Below are 18,652 nucleotides of genomic sequence, written 5' to 3' on the forward strand. Positions count from 1 at the left end.
CAAAAAGCTGGGGTAAAACGCTGTCTTAAGGACCCGGTGTTGCACTGCAGATGAAGTTTGGAAAGGGGAATGTTTAAATTGGCCGGTACAACAGCTGTAAATGAAAAAACAGGGGAGCGGGATGCCCTGATAGAAGAAATTGCCCGTTATGTGCTAGACAAAGAGATTACGAGTTCCGAAGCTTTTGAGACTGCGCGTTACGGGCTTTTGGATACGCTCGGCTGCGGCATTCTCGCCCTCCGTTTTCCGGAGTGTGCAAAAATGCTCGGTCCGATCGTTCCGGGTACAACCGTGCCGAACGGGACGCATGTGCCGGGCACTTCCTATGTGCTCGATCCGGTTGCGGGGGCGTTTAATATTGGCTGCATGATCCGCTGGCTCGATTATAACGATACGTGGCTCGCGGCGGAGTGGGGGCACCCTTCCGACAACCTCGGCGGCATCCTTGCTGTTGCGGATTTTTTGAGCCGGACGCGCGTTGCCAACGGGAAAGCACCGCTAAAAGTGCGCGATGTGCTCGAGGGCATGATCAAAGCCCATGAAATCCAAGGTGTGCTTGCTTTGGAAAACAGTTTGAACCGCGTCGGGCTTGACCATGTTTTATTTGTCAAAGTGGCTACAGCTGCTGTTGCGACAAAAATGCTCGGCGGCGGGAAAAACGAAATCATGAACGCCGTTTCCCACGCCTGGATTGATAACGGCCCGTTGCGCACATACCGGCATGCGCCGAATACCGGTTCGCGCAAATCATGGGCGGCCGGCGATGCAACCAGCAGGGGCGTGGCGCTTGCGCTGATTGCGATGAAAGGGGAGATGGGTTATCAAACGCCGCTTTCCGCACCCGGGTGGGGATTCCAGGACGTGATGTTCAAAGGGAAAGAACTGAAACTGGCCCGCCCGCTCGGTTCCTATGTGATGGAAAATGTTTTATTTAAAGTATCGTATCCGGCAGAATTCCATGCACAGACGGCAGCAGAAGCCGCAGTTAAACTCCATCCGGTTGTCGCCGGGAAACTGGATCAAATCAAGCATATTACCATTACAACGCATGAATCTGCCATCCGCATCATTGATAAAAAAGGGCCGCTTTATAACCCTGCTGACCGCGACCATTGCATCCAGTATGTGACGGCTGTCGGCCTGATCAAAGGCAATATTACGGCGGACGATTATGAAGACGCAGTCGCCGCTGACCCGCGCATTGATGCATTGAGGGAAAAAATGGCAGTTGTTGAAAACAAACAATACAGCATCGATTACCTTGATCCGGATAAACGTTCCATCGCGAATGCCGTACAAGTCTTTTTTGAAGACGGCACATCAACTGAAAATGTGGAAGTCGAGTATCCGCTTGGCCACCGCTTCAGAAGGGAAGAAGCGATCCCGAAAATTATCACCAAGTTTTCGGATAATATCGCCACCCACTATTCCGCGAAGCAGCAGGAAAGGATCAAAGAAGCCTGCCTTGCGGGAGAAGCGCTTGAAAAAATGGCCGTTCATGAATTCGTCAATTTATTCACCTTGTAGAAAGGATGTTGCACCATGGTTTGGATTGTCAATCACCCGTCTTCACAGGAGGCGCTTGCCAAACGGTTTAAGGAACGCATACAGGCGCCAGGCATTTTGCAAATCCCCGGCGCGCATGATGCAATGGCGGCACTCATTGCAAAAAACACAGGGTTTGAGGCGCTTTATTTATCAGGCGCTGCCTATACCGCGAGCAAAGGGATTCCGGATCTTGGCATGATCACATTGACGGAAATGGCGGAACGTGCACGCGATCTCGTGCGTGCCACCGATTTACCGGTTCTTGTTGACATTGACACCGGCTTTGGCGGCGTGCTGAACGTTGCCCGCACCGCCCGCGAAATGGTTGAAGCAGGGGTTGCGGCTGTTCAGATTGAAGACCAGCAGCTTCCGAAAAAATGCGGGCATTTAAACGGCAAACAGCTTGTGGAGACATCCGACATGCGCGAAAAAATCCGGGCGCTCAAAAGTGTGGCACCGCACCTCGTAGTTGTCGCACGTACGGACGCAAGAGGCGTCGAAGGGCTGGATTCCGCCTTGACGCGAGCTGAGGCGTATGTGGAAGCGGGGGCGGATGCGATTTTTCCGGAAGCGCTCGAGTCCCGTGATGAATTCCGGCTGTTTGCGAAAAAAATAAAAGCGCCGCTCCTTGCCAATATGACCGAATTCGGTAAAACCCCGTATTATACGGCGGAAGAATTTCAGGAAATGGGATACGCGATGGTCATTTATCCGGTTACTTCGCTGCGCGTTGCCGCAAAAGCTTATGAAAGGGTGTTTGAAAAAATCAAAAACGAAGGCACGCAAAAAAATGCCCTTTCCGACATGCAGACGAGAAAAGAGCTTTACAGCACGATTTCTTTAGAGGAATTTGAAGCGCTCGACCAGTCGATCGCTAAAACGATTCTGCCTGTTACGCCTGATCCTTCCTCATCAACGTAAAGAAAAAGGGCAAACCCGCCTTTTCCGTGCGGGTTTGCCCTTTTAAACTTAGCGGCCGGCCTATTTGGGGCTTACTCAATAAGCAAAATGGATACTGACAGCTTTGGCAAAAATTTTAAATGCAAGGGTTTTTTTCGACATCCAGCACTTTTTCGCGAACATCTACCTTTTTTCTTGCGACGTTGAGTAGTTTTCGCCAAATTCGTTTTTCAACCCGGATGCCGTTGTTTGGCCGGAAACTTCTGTGGCAGGATCGGCTGTTCTGGGAGCGGCCGTTTCATTGAGGGCAGAAGCATCATTGTCTACGAGCACAAGATAGTGTCCGGCATCAATTTCAGTCGAATAGCGGTCCAGTTCGTCCTGCGGGAGATCCAGATTGGTCAGTTTTCTTGTCGTTTCATCATAATAGTCCGGCTTGAAGAACCCTTTGATTTTCTCCCAGACAGAGCTGTTTTGTTCATCCTGGACAGTGGTGGTGTGGTCCACATTTGCGCCGGTCTGCTTTTTCAATAAAGTTCCATCATTCCCGTTTGAAATAATAGAAATATTGGAAGTGCTGTAGCCTTGTGCGGTCAACCGGTCTACTACGTCAATCGTTTCCTGCAACGTTGTGTAAATACCAACTACTTCTTTTGCCATCTCTATCTGCCTCCTAATGGTGATAGTGCATTTTTACCCGGTAGAAAAAGGGTTAAACGAGTTTCATAGGTTTTGACATCTCCATAAAATTCAGTCAATATAGAATTAAATGGAGGGAGAGAGATGGAAGAATCTGCATATCTATCGTATGATGCAACAGGGCTGGCCGGATTCGTAAAGCGAAAAGAAGTAAGTGTGGAAGAAGTGCTTGAGGCGGCAATGGCCCGGATTGAAAAAACAAACAGGCGTTTAAATGCCGTCATCCGGACACGGTTTGAGAAAGCAAAAAAGGAAGCGGCCACGCTCCGTACAGATGAGCAGCCATTTGCCGGCGTGCCGATTTTGCTGAAAGACCTTTCTCAGGCAGTAAAGGGCGAGCTGCTCACATCCGGATCAAAACTGCTCCAGCAAAACCGTGCCAGAGAAGATGCTTTTTTTACGGCAAAATTGAAGGAAGCGGGGTTTATCATTCTCGGACATACAAACGTACCGGAATTTGGATTAAAAAATATTACGGAACCTGAACTTTATGGTCCGGCGCGCAATCCGTGGAATCCCCATTTTTCACCCGGCGGATCAAGCGGTGGTTCCGCGGCTGCGGTGGCTTCCGGGATGGTACCGGTTGCCGGTGCAAGTGACGGCGGCGGATCGATCCGCATCCCAGCTTCTTTTACAAGTTTAACAGGATTAAAGCCGACAAGGGGAAGGACACCGGTCGGGCCGGGCCGTGGACGGCAATGGCAAGGGGCGGCTATTGACTTTGTGCTGGCAAAAACAGTCAGAGACAGTGCAGCGCTCCTCGATGTGCTACAAACGGTAGAGCCCGCCGCTGCTTTTCAAACGCCGCTTTTTCCGGGATATGTAAAGGAACTAGAGCGGAGTGGAACGAAAAAATACCGGATCGCGTTTTCGGTTGAATCGCCGGTCGGGACGCCTGTCAGCCGCGATGCAAAACAGGCTGTCTATAAAACGGCAAAATGGCTGGAGCAGGAGGGCCATCTTGTGGAAGAAGCCAAAAACGGTGTTGACGGCAGGCGGCTGATGGAAAACTATTATTTAATGAACTGCGGGGAAATGGCGGCGGAACTTTCGGATTTGGAAAGCGCACTTAGACGCCCGCTTACGGAAAAAGATATGGAGCCGGTTTCGTGGGTCTTGTATGCTGCCGGGAAAAATGTCACGGCGGCGGAATACGCAAAGAGCCTTGCGGAGTGGGATAAAGCCGCAGCACAAATGGCTGCTTTCCATGAGACTTATGACCTGTATATCACGCCTTCAACCGCGTTTCCGGCACCGAAAATCGGGGAACTTACCCAAACCGGGAAAGAGCGGGATCGCTTGTTTGGCGTTACCGGACTTCCGAAAGAAAAGCAGCAGGCACTTGTCTATGATATGTTTGAACCGAGCTTAACGTTTTCCCCGTTTACGCAGCTGGCCAATTTAACCGGGCAGCCGGCGATCAGCCTGCCGGTTCATGTAACAGCGGCCGGGCTTCCTTTAGGGGTACAGCTGGTTGCGCCGAAAGGAAATGAACATTGGCTGCTGGATGTCGCTTATGCGCTCGAACAGTCGGAACTTTGGGTTGGCATGCAGGGAAACCCTTGCCTTTAAAGCATGAATAAGCGGCGTTACTTACGCACGGGTTGGAACTCTACGTTAAGGAAGGCCGCGAAAAATCCTCGCTACCTTAACGTAGAGTCACTCTACGTTAAGGAAGGAGACCAAAAATCCCCGCTATCTTAACGTAGGGCGTTCTATGTTAAGGAAGGGTGAAAAAAGCAGGATTTATCTTAACATAGAAAGGAAGCTCGACAAAAAGACATGCTTTCTTAATGTAGAGACGTCCTATGTTAAGGCTGCCCAAAAGTCCCGCTTCCTTAACGTAGAGGCGTTCTACGTTAAGGAAGCTCGAAAAAAATGCCCGCTTTCTTAATGTAGAGGCGTTCTATGTTGAGGAATGCCGGCAAAAAGTTCCGCTATCTTAACGTAGAACTCTCTATGTTAAGGAAGGTCGTCCAAAAGTCCCGCTTCCTTAACGTAGAGGCGTTCTACGTTAAGGAAGCTCGAAAAAAATGCCCGCTATCTTAACGTAGAGGCGTTCTATGTTAAGGAAGCCCGCCCAAAAGTCATGCTTTCTTAATGTAGAGACGTCCTATGTTAAGGAAGGCTGCCCAAAAGTTCCGCTATCTTAACATAGAGGCGCTCTATGTTAAGGAAGCCCGAAAAAAAGACATGCTATCTTAACGTAGAGGCGTTCTACGTTAAGGAAGTCCGAAAAAAAGACATGCTATCTTAACGTAGAGGCGTTCTATGTTAAGGAAGGCCGTCAAAAATCCCCGCTATCTTAACGCCCCAATCTTTACCAAGGCAGGCAAAGGCCGGCTTGCGCACCGCACCATCCTATTGAAAATTTTTTGCCAAAAAGGATGGCTTTCATGTTACAATAAAATTACAAGGAAAAAAAGCAGGGGAGCCGGTTTGGCTGAGAGGATGCCGCTTTGCATCGACCCTTCACCTGATCTGGATAATGCCAGCGTAGGGAGTCTCATATTGAAGCATGTTTCGGCATGTTTTGGATGGACAGGCTTTCTTGCGCATGCAATGAAAGCTTTTTTATTTGAAAAAAAGGAGGAGAATTTGATGGAAAAATCGAATCAAGTAACGGTTTCTTTTTCAGTTGTTCCGCATATTAAAAGTGATGACTTATACGGTGTCGTCGACCGCGCGATCGAAGTCGTCCAAAACGCCGGCGTACGTTATGAAGTCGGGGCAATGGAAACGACGATGGAAGGCGATCTTGACGAGCTGCTTGAGATCATCAAAAAAGCGCAGGATGCTTGCGTCCAAGCCGGTGCGATTGATGTCCTCACATCGATCAAAATCCATTACCGGCCAAGCACCGGGGTGACAATGGATGAAAAAATTGCAAAATATCGCGAACAAACGCCGCAGCCGGTTCGTTAACACGGCGCTCACGGCTGCCTGGCTCATTTTTTTGCTCTTCGTCTGGCAAGGGGTAACGGCCGGCTTTCATATCAGTGAATGGATGCTGCCAAAACCGACGGAAGTATGGCAGGAATTGAAAAGCCTGCAATGGATGGTTTGGCCCAATATTTGGCAAACTGCAAAAGAAGTATTGATCGGGTTAGCCTTTTCCATTGTGATTGGCGCAGCGATTGCCGTTTTTATGGATATGGTTCCCGTTTTCCGGATGCTGGTCCGGCCGCTTTTGGTCGTTTCGCAAACGATTCCGATTGTGGCAATTGCGCCGCTTTTAATCGTCTGGTTCGGATTCGGGCTCCAGTCCAAAATCATTGTGGTCATTTTAATCTGCTTTTTCCCGCTGGCATTGAGCATCCTGGAAGGGTTTCAAACGGTGGATGATGACCTGGTGAAACTGTTAAAGACCATGCATGCTTCAAAATGGCAGCTATACCGGAAAGTCAAATTTCCGGCTGTGCTCCCTTACTTTTTTTCCGGTTTAAAAATTGCCGTTACATATAGTGTGATGGGCGCTATTATCGGTGAGTGGCTCGGCGCAAGCGAAGGGCTCGGCGTCATGCTGACAAGGGCGACGAAATCTTTTATGACGGCCCGCCTGTTTGCCATCTCTGCTGTCATCATTGGGCTCACATTTCTTTTATACGGCGCTGTTGAATGTTTGCAAAGGCTATCCGCACCATGGGTATACCGAAAGGAAGATCATCAATGAGGAAAATGTTAATCATCTTGCAGGCGGCCATGTTGCTGCTTGCTGCTGGATGCACCAGCAGCGGGCAGAAAGAAAACAGCAAAAAAGCGCTGCAAAAGGTGACGGTTGTGCTGGACTGGTTTCCGAACACCAATCATACCGGCCTGTATGTAGCTAAAACAAAACACTATTTTCAAAAGCAGGGCCTGGATGTGAAAATCATCCAGCCGGGGGACAATATTACGGCTGAACAAATGGTGGCTTCCGGGAAAGCGGATTTCGGGGTCAGCTATCAGGAAAATGTCACCACGGCAAGGACGGAAGGAATTCCGATTGTGTCCATTGCCGCGATTATCCAGCACAATACTTCTGGCTTTGCTTCTTTGAAAAAAGACAACATCACTTCTCCGAAAGACTTTGAAGGAAAACGTTACGGCGGCTGGGGTTCGCCGTCTGAAGAAGCCGTCATCAAAACGGTCATGGAAAAATATGGCGCCGACTACAGCAAAGTAAAAAATATTGTGCTCGGCCAGACGGATTTTTTCAAATCAATCGGGCGTGAAGCGGATTTTGAATGGATTTATTACGGCTGGGACGGCATCCAGGCAGAGCGGAGCGGGAAAAAACTGAATCTTATCATGGTCAAAGATCTCGACCCTGCGCTTGATTATTACAGCCCGGTCATCATTACAAGCGAAAAACTGGCCAAAGGGGATAAACCTCTTGTCAAATCTTTTATGAAGGCTACGGCTCAAGGCTATACATTTGCAATCAAGCACCCGGAACAGGCCGCCGATATCCTGATTAAGGACGTGCCGGATACAAATAAAGGGCTTGTCCGCGCCAGCCAGAAGTGGCTAAGCACGAAGTACCAGGACGATGCCGCGGAATGGGGGGTACAGAAGGAAGAAGTGTGGCGCCGTTATATGGACTTCCTTTATGACCATAAAGTCATTAAGAAAAAAATCAACATCAAGGCTGCCTACACAAACGAATTTCTTCCAAACCGGCCATGACGTATTTGCAATTGGAAGGTATTACGAAAACATTTGGCGGGAAAAAAGTGCTGGAAGGCATTTCCGCAACGATCCGGAAAGGTGAATTCTGTACTTTTATCGGGCCGAGCGGATGCGGAAAAAGCACGCTGTTAAATATCATTGCCGGGATTGAAAAGGCGAATGGCGGCAAAGTGCTGCTTGACGGCAAACCGGATGGGGTTCAGGATGCCGCCGGTTTCATGCCGCAGCAGGATTTGCTTCTGCCTTGGCGGACGGCACTGCAAAACATTGTTTTGCCGCTTGAAATAAAAGGGGTGCGGAAACGGGAACGGGTTTTGCGGGGGATGGAGGTGCTCCGGCAGTTTGGCCTTGAGGATTACGCCGGCCACTATCCCGCCTCGCTCTCCGGCGGCATGCGGCAGCGGATCAGCTTTTTGCGCACGTATTTATGCGAAAAACCGGTTATGCTGCTAGACGAACCGTTCGGGAAGCTCGATGCTTTTACTAAAATGGATGTCCACCGCTGGCTGCTCGAATCATGGGAGAAAGGAAACCAGACGATTCTTATGGTTACCCATGATCTTGATGAAGCCGTGCTGCTATCGGACCGTGTTTTTGTCATGTCGCAGCAGCCGTCCGCCATCATTCACGAATTGAAGGTGCATTTGCCGCGCCCGCGGAAATGGGAGATGCTCTCTTCGGATGCGTTGAAAAAAGACAAAGATGAACTGTTAAGAGAACTTGCCTCATTTTTGGGGAAATAAAAAAAGGTTTGGAGATGCTCCAAACCTTTTTTATAAGTTCAGCATATTGGATGCCGCATATTTTTCGACGGAAAGGCCGGTCCGGTCAATTTTGGCCGGTTCAACCAGCACATGCGGAAAATGGGCGTGGATCGTTTCTGCCATGGCCTCTGCCTGCCCGGACGGCACAAGCGAAATAACCGTCGGGCCGGCGCCGCTAATGACCGTCCCGTACGCGCCGAGTGATTTGGCCAGCCGGCGGATCTCCAAAAATTCGGGGATCAATTTTGTCCGGTACGGCTCGTGAAAACGGTCCTGTTCCATCATTTTTCCGGCCAGTTCGTACTGGCCGCTTATGAGCGCCGCAATAAAAAGATTGCTGGCCGCACTTCCTTTTACCGCCTCTTTCCGTGCATAAAAATCAGGAAGCACTTTGCGCGCATCTTCCGTTTTTAACTCATAACCGGGAATAAACAGGAGCAAATCCGCCATAATGTCAAAAAACGGCACGACTTCGACTCGTCCGTCCCCTTGCTCGGCTGAAACAACGAGCCCGCCGAACAAAGATGCTGCGACATTATCCGGATGCCCCTCGATCCGGGAGGCAATGTCCAGCTTTTCCGCAAGCGAAAGCCCGAGATTTCCGGCAAAGTTAGCCAGTTCAATGCCGGCCACAACGGCTGAGGCGCTGCTGCCAAGCCCGCGGGCAAGCGGAATTTCGCTGTCAACAATGACTTTGCACGGGGCAAGCTGCACGCCGTATAAATCCGCAACCTGCCGCGCAATTTTTAAGATAAAAGGGTCGCTGTCTTTCGGAAGCGGCGGCAAAAGGGGTGATACTTGTTCAAAAACCCATTCCTCGCTATCGCGTACTTCAAGCGTTAAAAAACGGTTGAGCGCCATGCCGACTGAGTCAAATCCGGGCCCGAGATTTGCCGTGCTTGCGGGGACGCGGATAACCAGCCTGTTCATACATGGATCACATTTGAAAGATAATCTGTCACAGCTTCTTCCGTTGCCGGCAGCACGGCAGGCCGGACTTCGACTTGGGACATGGCGGTTTGCGGGTCTTTTAGCCCGTTTCCGGTCAGGACAGCAACCACTTTGCTCCCTTTTTTGATCTGTCCCGTTTTGACCTGCTTGATGACACCGGCGATGGACGCACATGAACCCGGTTCGGCGAACGTTCCTTCATTGCGGGCGAGCAGCCGGAACGCATCAAGGATTTCCGGGTCTGACACTGAGTCAATCACGCCGCCTGATTCATCGCGGGCGTTGACAGCCAGTTTCCAGCTTGCCGGGTTGCCGATCCGGATCGCGGTTGCGACCGTTTCCGGGTTTTCGATCACCCGATCCCGGACGATGGCAGCTGCGCCTTCCGCTTCAAAGCCGTGCATTTCCGGCAGGCCGGTTTCGAATTTCTCATTGAACTCTTTGAATCCTTTCCAATACGCGCTGATGTTTCCGGCATTGCCGACCGGGATGGCAAGGACATCGGGTGCTGAACCCAGCTGCTCACAAATCTCGAAAGCTGCCGTTTTTTGGCCTTCCAGCCGGTAAGGGTTAACCGAGTTTACAAGTGTAACAGGCGAAGTTTCGCTTACTTTCCTGACGATTTTAAGCGCCTGGTCAAAATTGCCATCAATTTCCACGATTTCAGCGCCGTACATAACGGCCTGTGCCAGTTTGCCAAGCGCGATTTTTCCGCTCGGGATCACGATGATTGCCCGGATTCCGGCTTTTGCGGCATAGGCGGCCGCAGAAGCGGAAGTGTTGCCGGTGGAGGCGCAGATAACGGACCTGCTGCCGTTTTCGATCGCTTTCGCAACCGCCATCACCATGCCGCGGTCTTTAAAAGAGCCGGTTGGGTTCAAACCTTCAAATTTTCCGTACAATTCCACGCCGAGCTTTTCCGAGAGGCGGGCAAACGGGATAAGCGGCGTATTGCCTTCAAATAATGTCAGTTCCGGTGTTTTGTCTGTGACGGGTAAAAATGATTTGTACTGTTTGAGTAATCCTGGCCATTGATTCATGTTTTTATGCCTCTCCTTCAACACGGTAGTAGCTGTTCACTTCTTTGACAACAGGCATTTCATTTAACTGTTCGAGCGCCTTTTGGAAACGGTCGAGCGACACTTTGTGGGTAACAATGATGATTTCCGCAAGCTCATCGCGTTTATCAGGCGTCTGCAAAATCCGTTTAAAGCTGATATTGAGCGCGCTGAAGGCGGCTGTAATTTTTGAAAATGCGCCGACCTGGTCTTTTAAATGCATACGGATATAAAATTGCCCGTAGCGCTGCTCAGGCGGCATGAGTTTCCGTTCAAAGCGCGGGCCCCTGAGGTTCCGGCCGTTCACGCCGAGCTGCATGTTTTTAATCGCGGCAATACAATCGCTCACGACCGCGGTCGCAGTCGGCATGCTTCCGGCGCCGGGCCCGTAAAACATTGCCTCGCCGATTGCTTCCCCGTTAATATAAACGGCATTGAATTCGTTTTTCACGGAAGCAAGCGGGTGGTTTTGGGCGATAAACGCCGGCTGCACGCTCACTTCAATATGTTCATCCTGGCATTCCGCCAAGCCGATCAGCTTCATCGTATACCCGAGCGTTTTCCCATAATGCAAATCTGCGGATGAAAGATGGGTAATGCCTTCCACTTCCACATCTTCAAGTTTCACATTTGTATAGAATGCGAGCCTTGCCAAAATCGCCATTTTCCTTGCCGCATCCAGGCCTTCCACATCTGATGTCGGGTCAGCTTCGGCAAAACCAAGTTCCTGTGCCTCTTTCAGCGCCTCGTCATAAGAAACGCCTTCATCCATCATTTTGGTCAAAATAAAATTGGTTGTCCCGTTGACGATCCCCATCACTTTTTGGATCCGGTCGGAAACAAGGCCGTCTGTAAGCCCCCTGATAATCGGGATGCCGCCGCCGACGCTTGCCTCATACAGCAAGTCACACTGGTTTTTCCAGGCCAGTTCCTGAAGCTCCGGGCCATAGAGAGCAATTAAATCTTTGTTCGCGGTCACGACATGTTTTTTATTTTCAATCGCCTTGACAATGTACCGGCGGGCTTCATCAATTCCGCCCATCACTTCAACGACGACATCGATTTCCGGGTCATTTAGTATCTCATCGGGATTTGTAGTGACAGAGGCGGGATCAATGTCTACACCGCGGTCCTTTTCGGTGTCGCGCACGAGAATTCGTTTCACCTTTACTTCACGCCCAAGCTGATGGACGAGTTCCTCCTGATGCTGCCGGATCAGTTTGACAACGCCGCAGCCAACGGTTCCGAGTCCAAGCAGTCCGATTGAAACGTCCGATTTCATTTGATCACACCTCTTTATGTATTTTTACAGAAAACAAATGTCTTTGTATAATAGACATTAAAGCATGATTACAGAGGAAGATCAAGTCTTTCTTTTTTAAAAAGTAAGAAAAAGAATCAGACGTGCAGTGCTGGTTGCGGGTGCCGCTCCAGGCAAACTTCGAGGATTTCAGCATTCATGGCGTCGTTTTTTTGGCTTATTTCAAATGCATGCGGGAGAAAGCGTTCAGCCGGCGAGACTGCGGTTTCCCCGCATATATCGATGCCGAATACTTGCTTTTGATCGAGAATGGCCGAAATACAGGACAGCAATTCCTGCTTGCCCATCCTCCCCTGATCCCAGTTTGTCTCGGCAAAAGCCGGGGAAAGGACGTCTTTGTCAATGCTGATATAGACGGTATCTGTTGGAATGGCGGATAAAATCCGTTTCCGGTTTTCAAGATTCCGGCCGTTAAAAGGAAAAATTTGGACGGTTTGTGGCGGGCGGCGATGTGTTTTGAAAGAAGTCGGGCCGATGATGACAACTCTTTTCAGCAGCGGGTTCGTTTTTAAGGCGTAGGATACCCACGACCCGCATGATAGCAGTGTCTGTTCAAAGCTGTCGTCCATGTCCGGATGGTTGTCGAACAGCACAAGGGTGAACGGTTTCGGCGCTTTTTTTAAAAGCAGGGAGGTCACATAATGGTAGTTGCCACTTCCAAGAAAGGTGATGCCTTTTTGTTTGCGGCGGTCCAGTGCCGTTTCAATTTGGAAAAGCGCCTGTTTTTCACAAAAAAGATTGGTATGGCGGATATGTTTCAGATTAATAGTTTCATGGGGAAAAGACTGGATCCTTTTTTGTTCATCATACGTTTCGTCAAAAGCCAATATCGTGACACCTTTATGCAATAAACCCATCTCTTTCATCTCCTTTAAGAATTCACAGAACGGGTTGAAGCAGGTTCCTTTGAATGGCGGAATATTGAAACGATTTATTATGATTTTATCACATTTTTTTGAAACACGCATCGTTTCCGGCTCAGGCGGGAAGGAGCGGGAAGATGATGATACAGGTAAATTTTTGAAACGGCCACCGGCAAACGCCGTGCTCCCGTGTTCCGTTTGACAGGAAATCTTCATCCGGCTTTTTTAATTGCCGGATTAGCTGGCATGAAAGGCGGAATCGCGCTTGGCCGTATTTATTTTTTGCATCAAAATAAGCCTCCCTCATGCAGGAAGGCTCATGCTCTATTAAACGATTAAACGATGACCGGCGGTTTGCGCACGAGGCTCAAAATGCCCGCAATCAGGTAAAGCAGCGCCGGGAGCACCCCGAATCCGACGGTGAAAAAGAACACAAGCAATGCACCGATAATAAGCAAAATGCCTGACAGCTTCGGCCTTTTGTTATTCCTCAGTTGAACAGCGGCGACAATGCCGATCACCGTTCCGATGATAAGCACCACAGCAATTCCCCAGCCGAGCGCCTGGATCGTATGAAGGACTGTTTGAAAGTCGGCTTCCCGTATGGAGGCATCATTTTTCAGCTGGTCGATAATACTTTGGCTTTTCATGGCTATCGTAAAGAAGATAACGAGGATTGTGGCAAGTCCGTTTAGCACCGCGCCAATGATGCTCAGTACAATTTCAGCAGTTCGTTTCATTTTTACCACCCCTTTCTTTCTTGTCTATAAAACCCATTCCCTTCCATAAATACGAAAAAAACAAAAAAAGGATTCGGAAATTAGAAATTTTATGTTGTCGCATTCAAGCAGTGTTACAATAAAACTATGAGAACGGGGGTGTTTGGCCATGCAAATTTATACAAGCAAAGAAATTAAGGAAGCCGATGCAAATGCAGCTTCTTTCGGCATGGATACGTTTACGCTGATGGAAAATGCCGGAAGCGGTCTGTACCGCGCCCTTGCGCCGCTCCTTTCCAAACGCGACACGATTGCGGTGCTTTCCGGCAAAGGGAATAACGGTGGGGACGGGATCGTACTTGCCCGCTATTTAAAACTGAACGGATACAACGCGGATTTGATCTTTCCTTTAGGCCCGCCGCAAACGAAAGAGGCTGCGCAGCATTTTTCCTATTTTCAATCGTGCGGCTTTGAAGCAGCCCCTTTTGACCGTGAGAAACATTATGACTGGATCGCAGACGGGCTGCTTGGCGTTGGTACAAGGCTGCCGCTCAGGGATGATCTTGCAGAAGTAACCGATTGGATCAATACCCGGAAGGCAAAAGTGGCCGCCATTGACGTACCGACGGGAGTGGCGGGGGATACGGGTGATGCCGATCCGCATACCGTACACGCAGATTATACGTTTTCTCTTCATGGTTTGAAACCGTCCAGCCTGTTATTCCCTTCTTCCGCTTATTTCGGCGAAACAAAGGCTGTCGGGATCGGTCTGCCGCATACTTCAAAATGGAAAATTTGGTCAGAAGAAGATGTCATCCGTTCGCTCCCCGAAAGAAGCGGCAATGTCCATAAAGGCACATTCGGGACCGGGCTTTTGGTTGCCGGGAGTGACGGTATGCCGGGCAGTGCGGCACTGGCTGCGATCGGCGCCATGCGGATGGGGATCGGGAAACTCTCCGTTTTTACGGAAAGCGGTGCCCGGAATGTGATCGCTACACTCGTTCCGGAAGCGACTTATTTAAAAAGGGATTTTTCAAAGCGGCTTAACGATTTGGGGCAGAAATTTGCCGGGGTGGCCATCGGTCCCGGGATTGAGCCGGATGAGCAGCTGGAGTCTTTCATTCACGGCGTTTTAAAAGAACCACTTCCTGTTGTCCTCGATGCCGGGGCATTACATAAAAGGGCATACCCGAAACGTACGGCGCCGGTCGTTTTAACGCCGCATCCGGGGGAATTTTCAAGGATGGCGGACATACCGACCGGGCAAATCGCTGCAGATAGGATCAGGCTTGCTTCCGCATATGCACAGGAACACGGGGTCATCGTTGTTTTAAAAGGGCAGTACACGGTGATGGCTTTTCCGGATGGCAGCGGCTATGTAAACACAACCGGCAACAGCAGCCTGGCAAAAGGCGGAAGCGGTGATACATTAACCGGCATGCTCTTGGCAAATATATGCACGTATGCTAATATCAAGGAAGCGGTTGCCAATGCCGTTTATATTCACGGGGCATGCGCAGACTTGTGGATCCGGGAAAACGGGTCCGCTACACTCACTGCCCATGAATTTTCCCGGCTGCTTCCCAAAGTGATGCACCAATTGGAAACGGCCGCAAAAGATGCAGGGAAAGCGCCGGGTTTAGGAAACGGTGACCGTTTTATAAAGAGGTGACAAATGATGCAAAAAATCAAGAAGGCGATTATCCCGGCAGCGGGGCTTGGAACACGTTTCCTGCCGGCGACGAAGGCAATGCCGAAAGAAATGCTGCCGATTGTCGATAAGCCGACAATCCAATATATTGTGGAAGAGGCCATTGATTCCGGCATTGAAGATATCATCATCGTAACCGGGAAAGGGAAACGGGCGATTGAAGACCATTTTGACCACGCATTTGAGCTTGAGGACAATTTGATCGCAAAGAAAAAATTTGATCTGCTTGAAAAAGTGCGCCAGCCTGCAGAAGTGGATATCCATTATATCCGGCAAAAGGAACCGAAAGGACTGGGCCACGCGATTTGGTGTGCGCGCAAATTTATCGGGAATGAGCCGTTCGCCGTGCTCCTTGGCGATGATATTATCCAAGCTGAACCGCCTTGCCTGAAACAAATGATCGATGTTTATGAACAGGTCCATTCCAGCGTGATTGCCGTCATGGAAGTCGCGCGTGAGGAAACAAACCGTTACGGGATTATTGACCCGCTCGATCAAAAGGGAAGAATTTATGATGTGAAAGGCTTTGTAGAAAAGCCGAAAGTGGAGGAAGCGCCGTCAAATGTCGCCATTATCGGGCGGTATATTTTAACACCGGAGATTTTTGATTTCCTTTCATTGCAGAAGACGGGATCAGGCGGTGAAATCCAGCTGACCGATGCCATTGAACAATTGAATGAAATCCAAAAAGTGTATGCCTATGCTTATGAAGGGAAACGCTACGACGTCGGCGAAAAATTCGGGTTTATCAAATCGACGATTGAAATGGCGCTTTCCCGGGAAGATCTGCGCGATGATTTGCTCCGGTATTTGGAAGATTTGCAATGGAGAATTCAAAACCATCAGATCTGAAACTTGCAGGTCTGCCGGTAAAAACGCCTGTTTCGCGAAATATGCGAACGCAGGCGTTTTTTATCGGGCTGTGCGATGGGGATCGGGATACAACCCGAAGTTCCAGCTAAAATATCGCAGCTTTTGTTGCCTGCTGTAAAAAATCGTCATCGTGCAAATTGGCGCTCGGGCTTGATGTAACTTAAGCTCAACTTATATAGAATGAAATGAAGTTTTTCGCGTCAAAATCAATGACGATCAGAAGAGAGGTTGTTTCTGGCAACCATGAAAAGGAATCCAGTTTCGTTCGGCTTATTTTGCAAGTTCCAGTGCTTTTATGCAAAACAAACCTGATTCATGGTGAAAATCACACGGCCGGATGAAAAAGATGTAAGATAGTAGCAAAAGTAAGGAAAGGATGGCACATTTTGAAAACAGATGACAAAAGATTTAAACAGGCGCACAAAGAAGCATGGATCGGCGTCGGGCTTGTGCTGTTCAATTTTCTCTGGTGGTACGGTTTTGCTTACGGCCTCGGTTCACGGCCGGCCAAACAGTATCATTATATATTTGGCATGCCATCATGGTTTTTTTACAGCTGCATTGCCGGGTATATTGTCGTGACGGCGCTTGTCATCTTCATTGTGAAGTTCTTTTTTAAGGATATCCCTTTCGATGATGAAGAGGGGGATAAGCCATGAACTGGCCGGTATTGGCACCACTGCTCATTTTTTTGCTCATTATTTTTGCCGTTGGTTTTTGGGCCAATCAATACGTGATCAAAACGCAATCTTTTGTACAGGAATATTTTCTCGGAAAACGGCAGCTCGGCGGTTTTATCCTCGCGATGACGATGGTGGCGACATACGGGAGCGCCAGCAGCTTTATCGGCGGCCCGGGCGTGGCGTACACACAGGGGCTTGGCTGGGTGCTTCTTTCTATGGCACAGCTTTCAACCGGCTATTTTGTCCTGATGGTGCTCGGGAAAAAATTTGCGATTATGGCACGCAAATATGAGGCGGTGACGCTGATTGACTTTTTAAAAAGCCGTTATCAAAGTGATGCCGTCGTCATTTTGGCGGCAGCAAGCATTATTATTTTTCTGTTTTCATCGATGACGGCACAGTGGATCGGCGGTGCGCGCCTTGTTGAATCGCTGACCGGATTGTCGTATACGGCGTCGCTCCTAATTTTTGCCGCTTCTGTTACGCTGTTTGTCGTAGTCGGGGGATTTCGCGCAGTGGCGGTGACAGATGCAGTCCAGGGCACGGTCATGTTTCTCGGCACGCTTATTTTACTGGTGGCAACCATTAAAGCGGGCGGCGGGATGGAACCGATTATGCACAAACTTGCTGCAGAGGACCCGGATCTGATTACGCCGTTCGGACATGGGCACAGCCTGAGCCCTGCCTATGTGTCGTCGTTTTGGATTTTGGTCGGGATTGGTGTCGTCGGCCTGCCGCAAATTACGGTCCGTGCGATGTCCTACAAAGATTCCCGGGCGATGCACAGGGCGATCATCATCGGTACCATTGTCATTGGGTTTATTATGTTCGGCATGCATTTTATTGGCGTGATGGCACGTGCTGTCATGCCGGGTGTGAAAGTGCCCGATACGGTTATGCCGCTGTTAACGATGAAAGTGCTGCCGCCTGTGCCGGCCGGTATCGTGCTTGCCGCCCCGATGGCCGCGATTATGTCCACCGTTGATGCACTGCTTATTCTCGTCGGCTCTGCGCTCGTCAAAGACCTTTATTTGAATTACGTGAAGCCGGACGCATCCGAAAAACAGATGAAAGCGGCAAGTTTCAGCGTGACCGCAGCGATTGCCGTCATTGTCGTGCTGTTGTCGCTCAGCCCGCCGAAATTGATCATATGGCTCAACTTGTTTTCCTTTGGCGGCCTGGAATCCGTTTTTATATGGCCGGTGATTTTCGGCTTGTACTGGAATAAAGGAAACAAGTACGGCGCGGTTTGTTCTATGATACTCGGCATGGGCTCGTACATTCTGCTGGACCGCTTGCATCCAAACCCGTTCGGATTGCATACAGTGGTGCTGCCGGTCCTTATTTCCTGCGCCGGGTTTATCGCGGCGAGCCTTCTCTTCGGGCGCAAGAGAGCTGCCATTCGGGCTGAACGCGATGGGGCATAAAGTAAAAGTACCGGTTCAATTGACACGCGTCATTGCGACTTATTGGGGCCGAGTAAACAGGCGCCTCAAATTGAAATTTTTAGCTAAAAATGTGCGATGTCCGGAAAAAGCTGCAAAATAAGAATCAATCGGGCCGGGACGAATCATCCTCTCGGCCCAGATCTAAAAAATTTTTCGTTGCATCTTTCCCGGATTTGTGATAATATAATGATTGTCATCTGCGGGACATTAGCTCAGTTGGAAGAGCAGCTGACTCTTAATCAGCGGGTCGTGGGTTCGAGCCCCTCATGTCCCATCACGAAGCAATATGATGCACAATTGTGCCATTATATTGCTTTTTTATTTTTATAGAAGTTTTTTTCGCGGATAATCCGGCTAAAAAATAACAAGCGGACATATTCAGGCATACTATATTGTGGTATAATATAATGGTTGCAGGTTTCGCAGCTATTTATGAATCGAAG

At 49.5% G+C, this 18,652-nt stretch carries 17 protein-coding genes, 1 tRNA gene and 1 riboswitch; of the genes, 12 read left to right on the forward strand and 6 right to left on the reverse strand.

All coding sequences use genetic code 11. The annotated features are described in order from the left end of the window. Window positions 1–69: 69 nt before the first annotated feature. A complete protein-coding gene (prpD, locus tag NST70_RS03275) occupies window positions 70–1,527 on the forward strand; it encodes a 2-methylcitrate dehydratase (protein ID WP_014096006.1) in 1,458 nt (485 codons plus the stop codon). 15 nt (window positions 1,528–1,542) lie between these two features. Continuing rightward, window positions 1,543–2,469: a methylisocitrate lyase gene (prpB, locus tag NST70_RS03280; protein ID WP_014096005.1), complete on the forward strand. Its 927-nt coding sequence runs from the start codon at window positions 1,543–1,545 to the stop codon at window positions 2,467–2,469. A gap of 162 nt (window positions 2,470–2,631) precedes the next feature. Here prpB and NST70_RS03285 read toward each other — a convergent pair whose 3' ends face one another. Then, on the reverse strand, window positions 2,632–3,108 hold the full coding sequence (locus tag NST70_RS03285; RefSeq protein ID WP_014096004.1) for a general stress protein: 477 nt from the start codon (window positions 3,106–3,108) through the stop codon (window positions 2,632–2,634). A 123-nt stretch (window positions 3,109–3,231) separates the two neighbouring features. Between NST70_RS03285 and NST70_RS03290 the strand changes: the two genes are divergently transcribed. The 5 genes from NST70_RS03290 (at window position 3,232) to NST70_RS03310 (ending at window position 8,561) form a co-directional block, all read left to right on the forward strand. Then, window positions 3,232–4,719, forward strand: a complete 1,488-nt coding sequence (locus NST70_RS03290) for an amidase (protein ID WP_342475737.1) — start codon at window positions 3,232–3,234, stop codon at window positions 4,717–4,719. An 845-nt stretch (window positions 4,720–5,564) separates the two neighbouring features. Then, a riboswitch (TPP riboswitch) is annotated at window positions 5,565–5,667 on the forward strand. Window positions 5,668–5,748: 81 nt separating this feature from the next. Next, the gene (locus NST70_RS03295; RefSeq protein WP_013858509.1) at window positions 5,749–6,072 is read left to right on the forward strand and encodes an MTH1187 family thiamine-binding protein; all 324 of its coding nucleotides are present in this window, start codon (window positions 5,749–5,751) and stop codon (window positions 6,070–6,072) included. After that, the gene (locus NST70_RS03300) at window positions 6,023–6,820 is read left to right on the forward strand and encodes an ABC transporter permease (RefSeq protein ID WP_035182360.1); all 798 of its coding nucleotides are present in this window, start codon (window positions 6,023–6,025) and stop codon (window positions 6,818–6,820) included. Before NST70_RS03295 ends, NST70_RS03300 begins: the two co-directional genes overlap by 50 nt. Continuing rightward, entirely contained in the window at window positions 6,817–7,815 is a 999-nt protein-coding gene (locus NST70_RS03305; RefSeq protein ID WP_035189444.1) for an ABC transporter substrate-binding protein, read from the forward strand. Before NST70_RS03300 ends, NST70_RS03305 begins: the two co-directional genes overlap by 4 nt. Beyond that, window positions 7,812–8,561, forward strand: coding sequence for an ABC transporter ATP-binding protein (locus NST70_RS03310; RefSeq protein ID WP_013858512.1), 750 nt, complete (start codon window positions 7,812–7,814; stop codon window positions 8,559–8,561). Before NST70_RS03305 ends, NST70_RS03310 begins: the two co-directional genes overlap by 4 nt. Before the next feature lie 30 nt (window positions 8,562–8,591). Here NST70_RS03310 and thrB read toward each other — a convergent pair whose 3' ends face one another. From thrB to NST70_RS03335, 5 genes are all read right to left on the reverse strand, one after another. Next, the gene (thrB, locus tag NST70_RS03315; RefSeq protein ID WP_110133845.1) at window positions 8,592–9,512 is read right to left on the reverse strand and encodes a homoserine kinase; all 921 of its coding nucleotides are present in this window, start codon (window positions 9,510–9,512) and stop codon (window positions 8,592–8,594) included. After that, complete coding sequence (thrC, locus tag NST70_RS03320) at window positions 9,509–10,573, reverse strand: threonine synthase (RefSeq protein ID WP_014095998.1); 1,065 nt, start codon at window positions 10,571–10,573, stop codon at window positions 9,509–9,511. The genes thrB and thrC overlap by 4 nt, the downstream gene beginning before the upstream one ends. Before the next feature lie 4 nt (window positions 10,574–10,577). Then, the gene (locus NST70_RS03325) at window positions 10,578–11,873 is read right to left on the reverse strand and encodes a homoserine dehydrogenase (protein ID WP_014095997.1); all 1,296 of its coding nucleotides are present in this window, start codon (window positions 11,871–11,873) and stop codon (window positions 10,578–10,580) included. 116 nt (window positions 11,874–11,989) lie between these two features. Next, window positions 11,990–12,769: an arginase family protein gene (locus NST70_RS03330; protein ID WP_035182353.1), complete on the reverse strand. Its 780-nt coding sequence runs from the start codon at window positions 12,767–12,769 to the stop codon at window positions 11,990–11,992. A gap of 341 nt (window positions 12,770–13,110) precedes the next feature. Next, complete coding sequence (locus NST70_RS03335; RefSeq protein ID WP_035189447.1) at window positions 13,111–13,515, reverse strand: DUF4064 domain-containing protein; 405 nt, start codon at window positions 13,513–13,515, stop codon at window positions 13,111–13,113. 148 nt (window positions 13,516–13,663) lie between these two features. Between NST70_RS03335 and NST70_RS03340 the strand changes: the two genes are divergently transcribed. From NST70_RS03340 to NST70_RS03360, 5 genes are all read left to right on the forward strand, one after another. Next, entirely contained in the window at window positions 13,664–15,166 is a 1,503-nt protein-coding gene (locus NST70_RS03340; protein WP_168985919.1) for an NAD(P)H-hydrate dehydratase, read from the forward strand. A 3-nt stretch (window positions 15,167–15,169) separates the two neighbouring features. Further along, entirely contained in the window at window positions 15,170–16,057 is an 888-nt protein-coding gene (galU, locus tag NST70_RS03345) for a UTP--glucose-1-phosphate uridylyltransferase GalU (RefSeq protein ID WP_013858519.1), read from the forward strand. Window positions 16,058–16,464: 407 nt separating this feature from the next. Next, window positions 16,465–16,737 (forward strand): YhdT family protein, encoded by a 273-nt coding sequence (locus NST70_RS03350; protein ID WP_017551968.1) that lies wholly within the window; start codon window positions 16,465–16,467, stop codon window positions 16,735–16,737. Next, window positions 16,734–18,188, forward strand: a complete 1,455-nt coding sequence (gene panF / locus NST70_RS03355) for a sodium/pantothenate symporter (RefSeq protein WP_342475741.1) — start codon at window positions 16,734–16,736, stop codon at window positions 18,186–18,188. Before NST70_RS03350 ends, panF begins: the two co-directional genes overlap by 4 nt. A gap of 222 nt (window positions 18,189–18,410) precedes the next feature. Continuing rightward, window positions 18,411–18,483 (forward strand) — tRNA-Lys (locus NST70_RS03360). The last annotated feature ends 169 nt before the right edge of the window (window positions 18,484–18,652 follow it).

Origin of the sequence: Weizmannia sp. FSL K6-0777 (assembly GCF_038593185.1) — a bacterium.
GTDB lineage: Bacteria > Bacillota > Bacilli > Bacillales > Bacillaceae_C > Weizmannia > Weizmannia faecalis.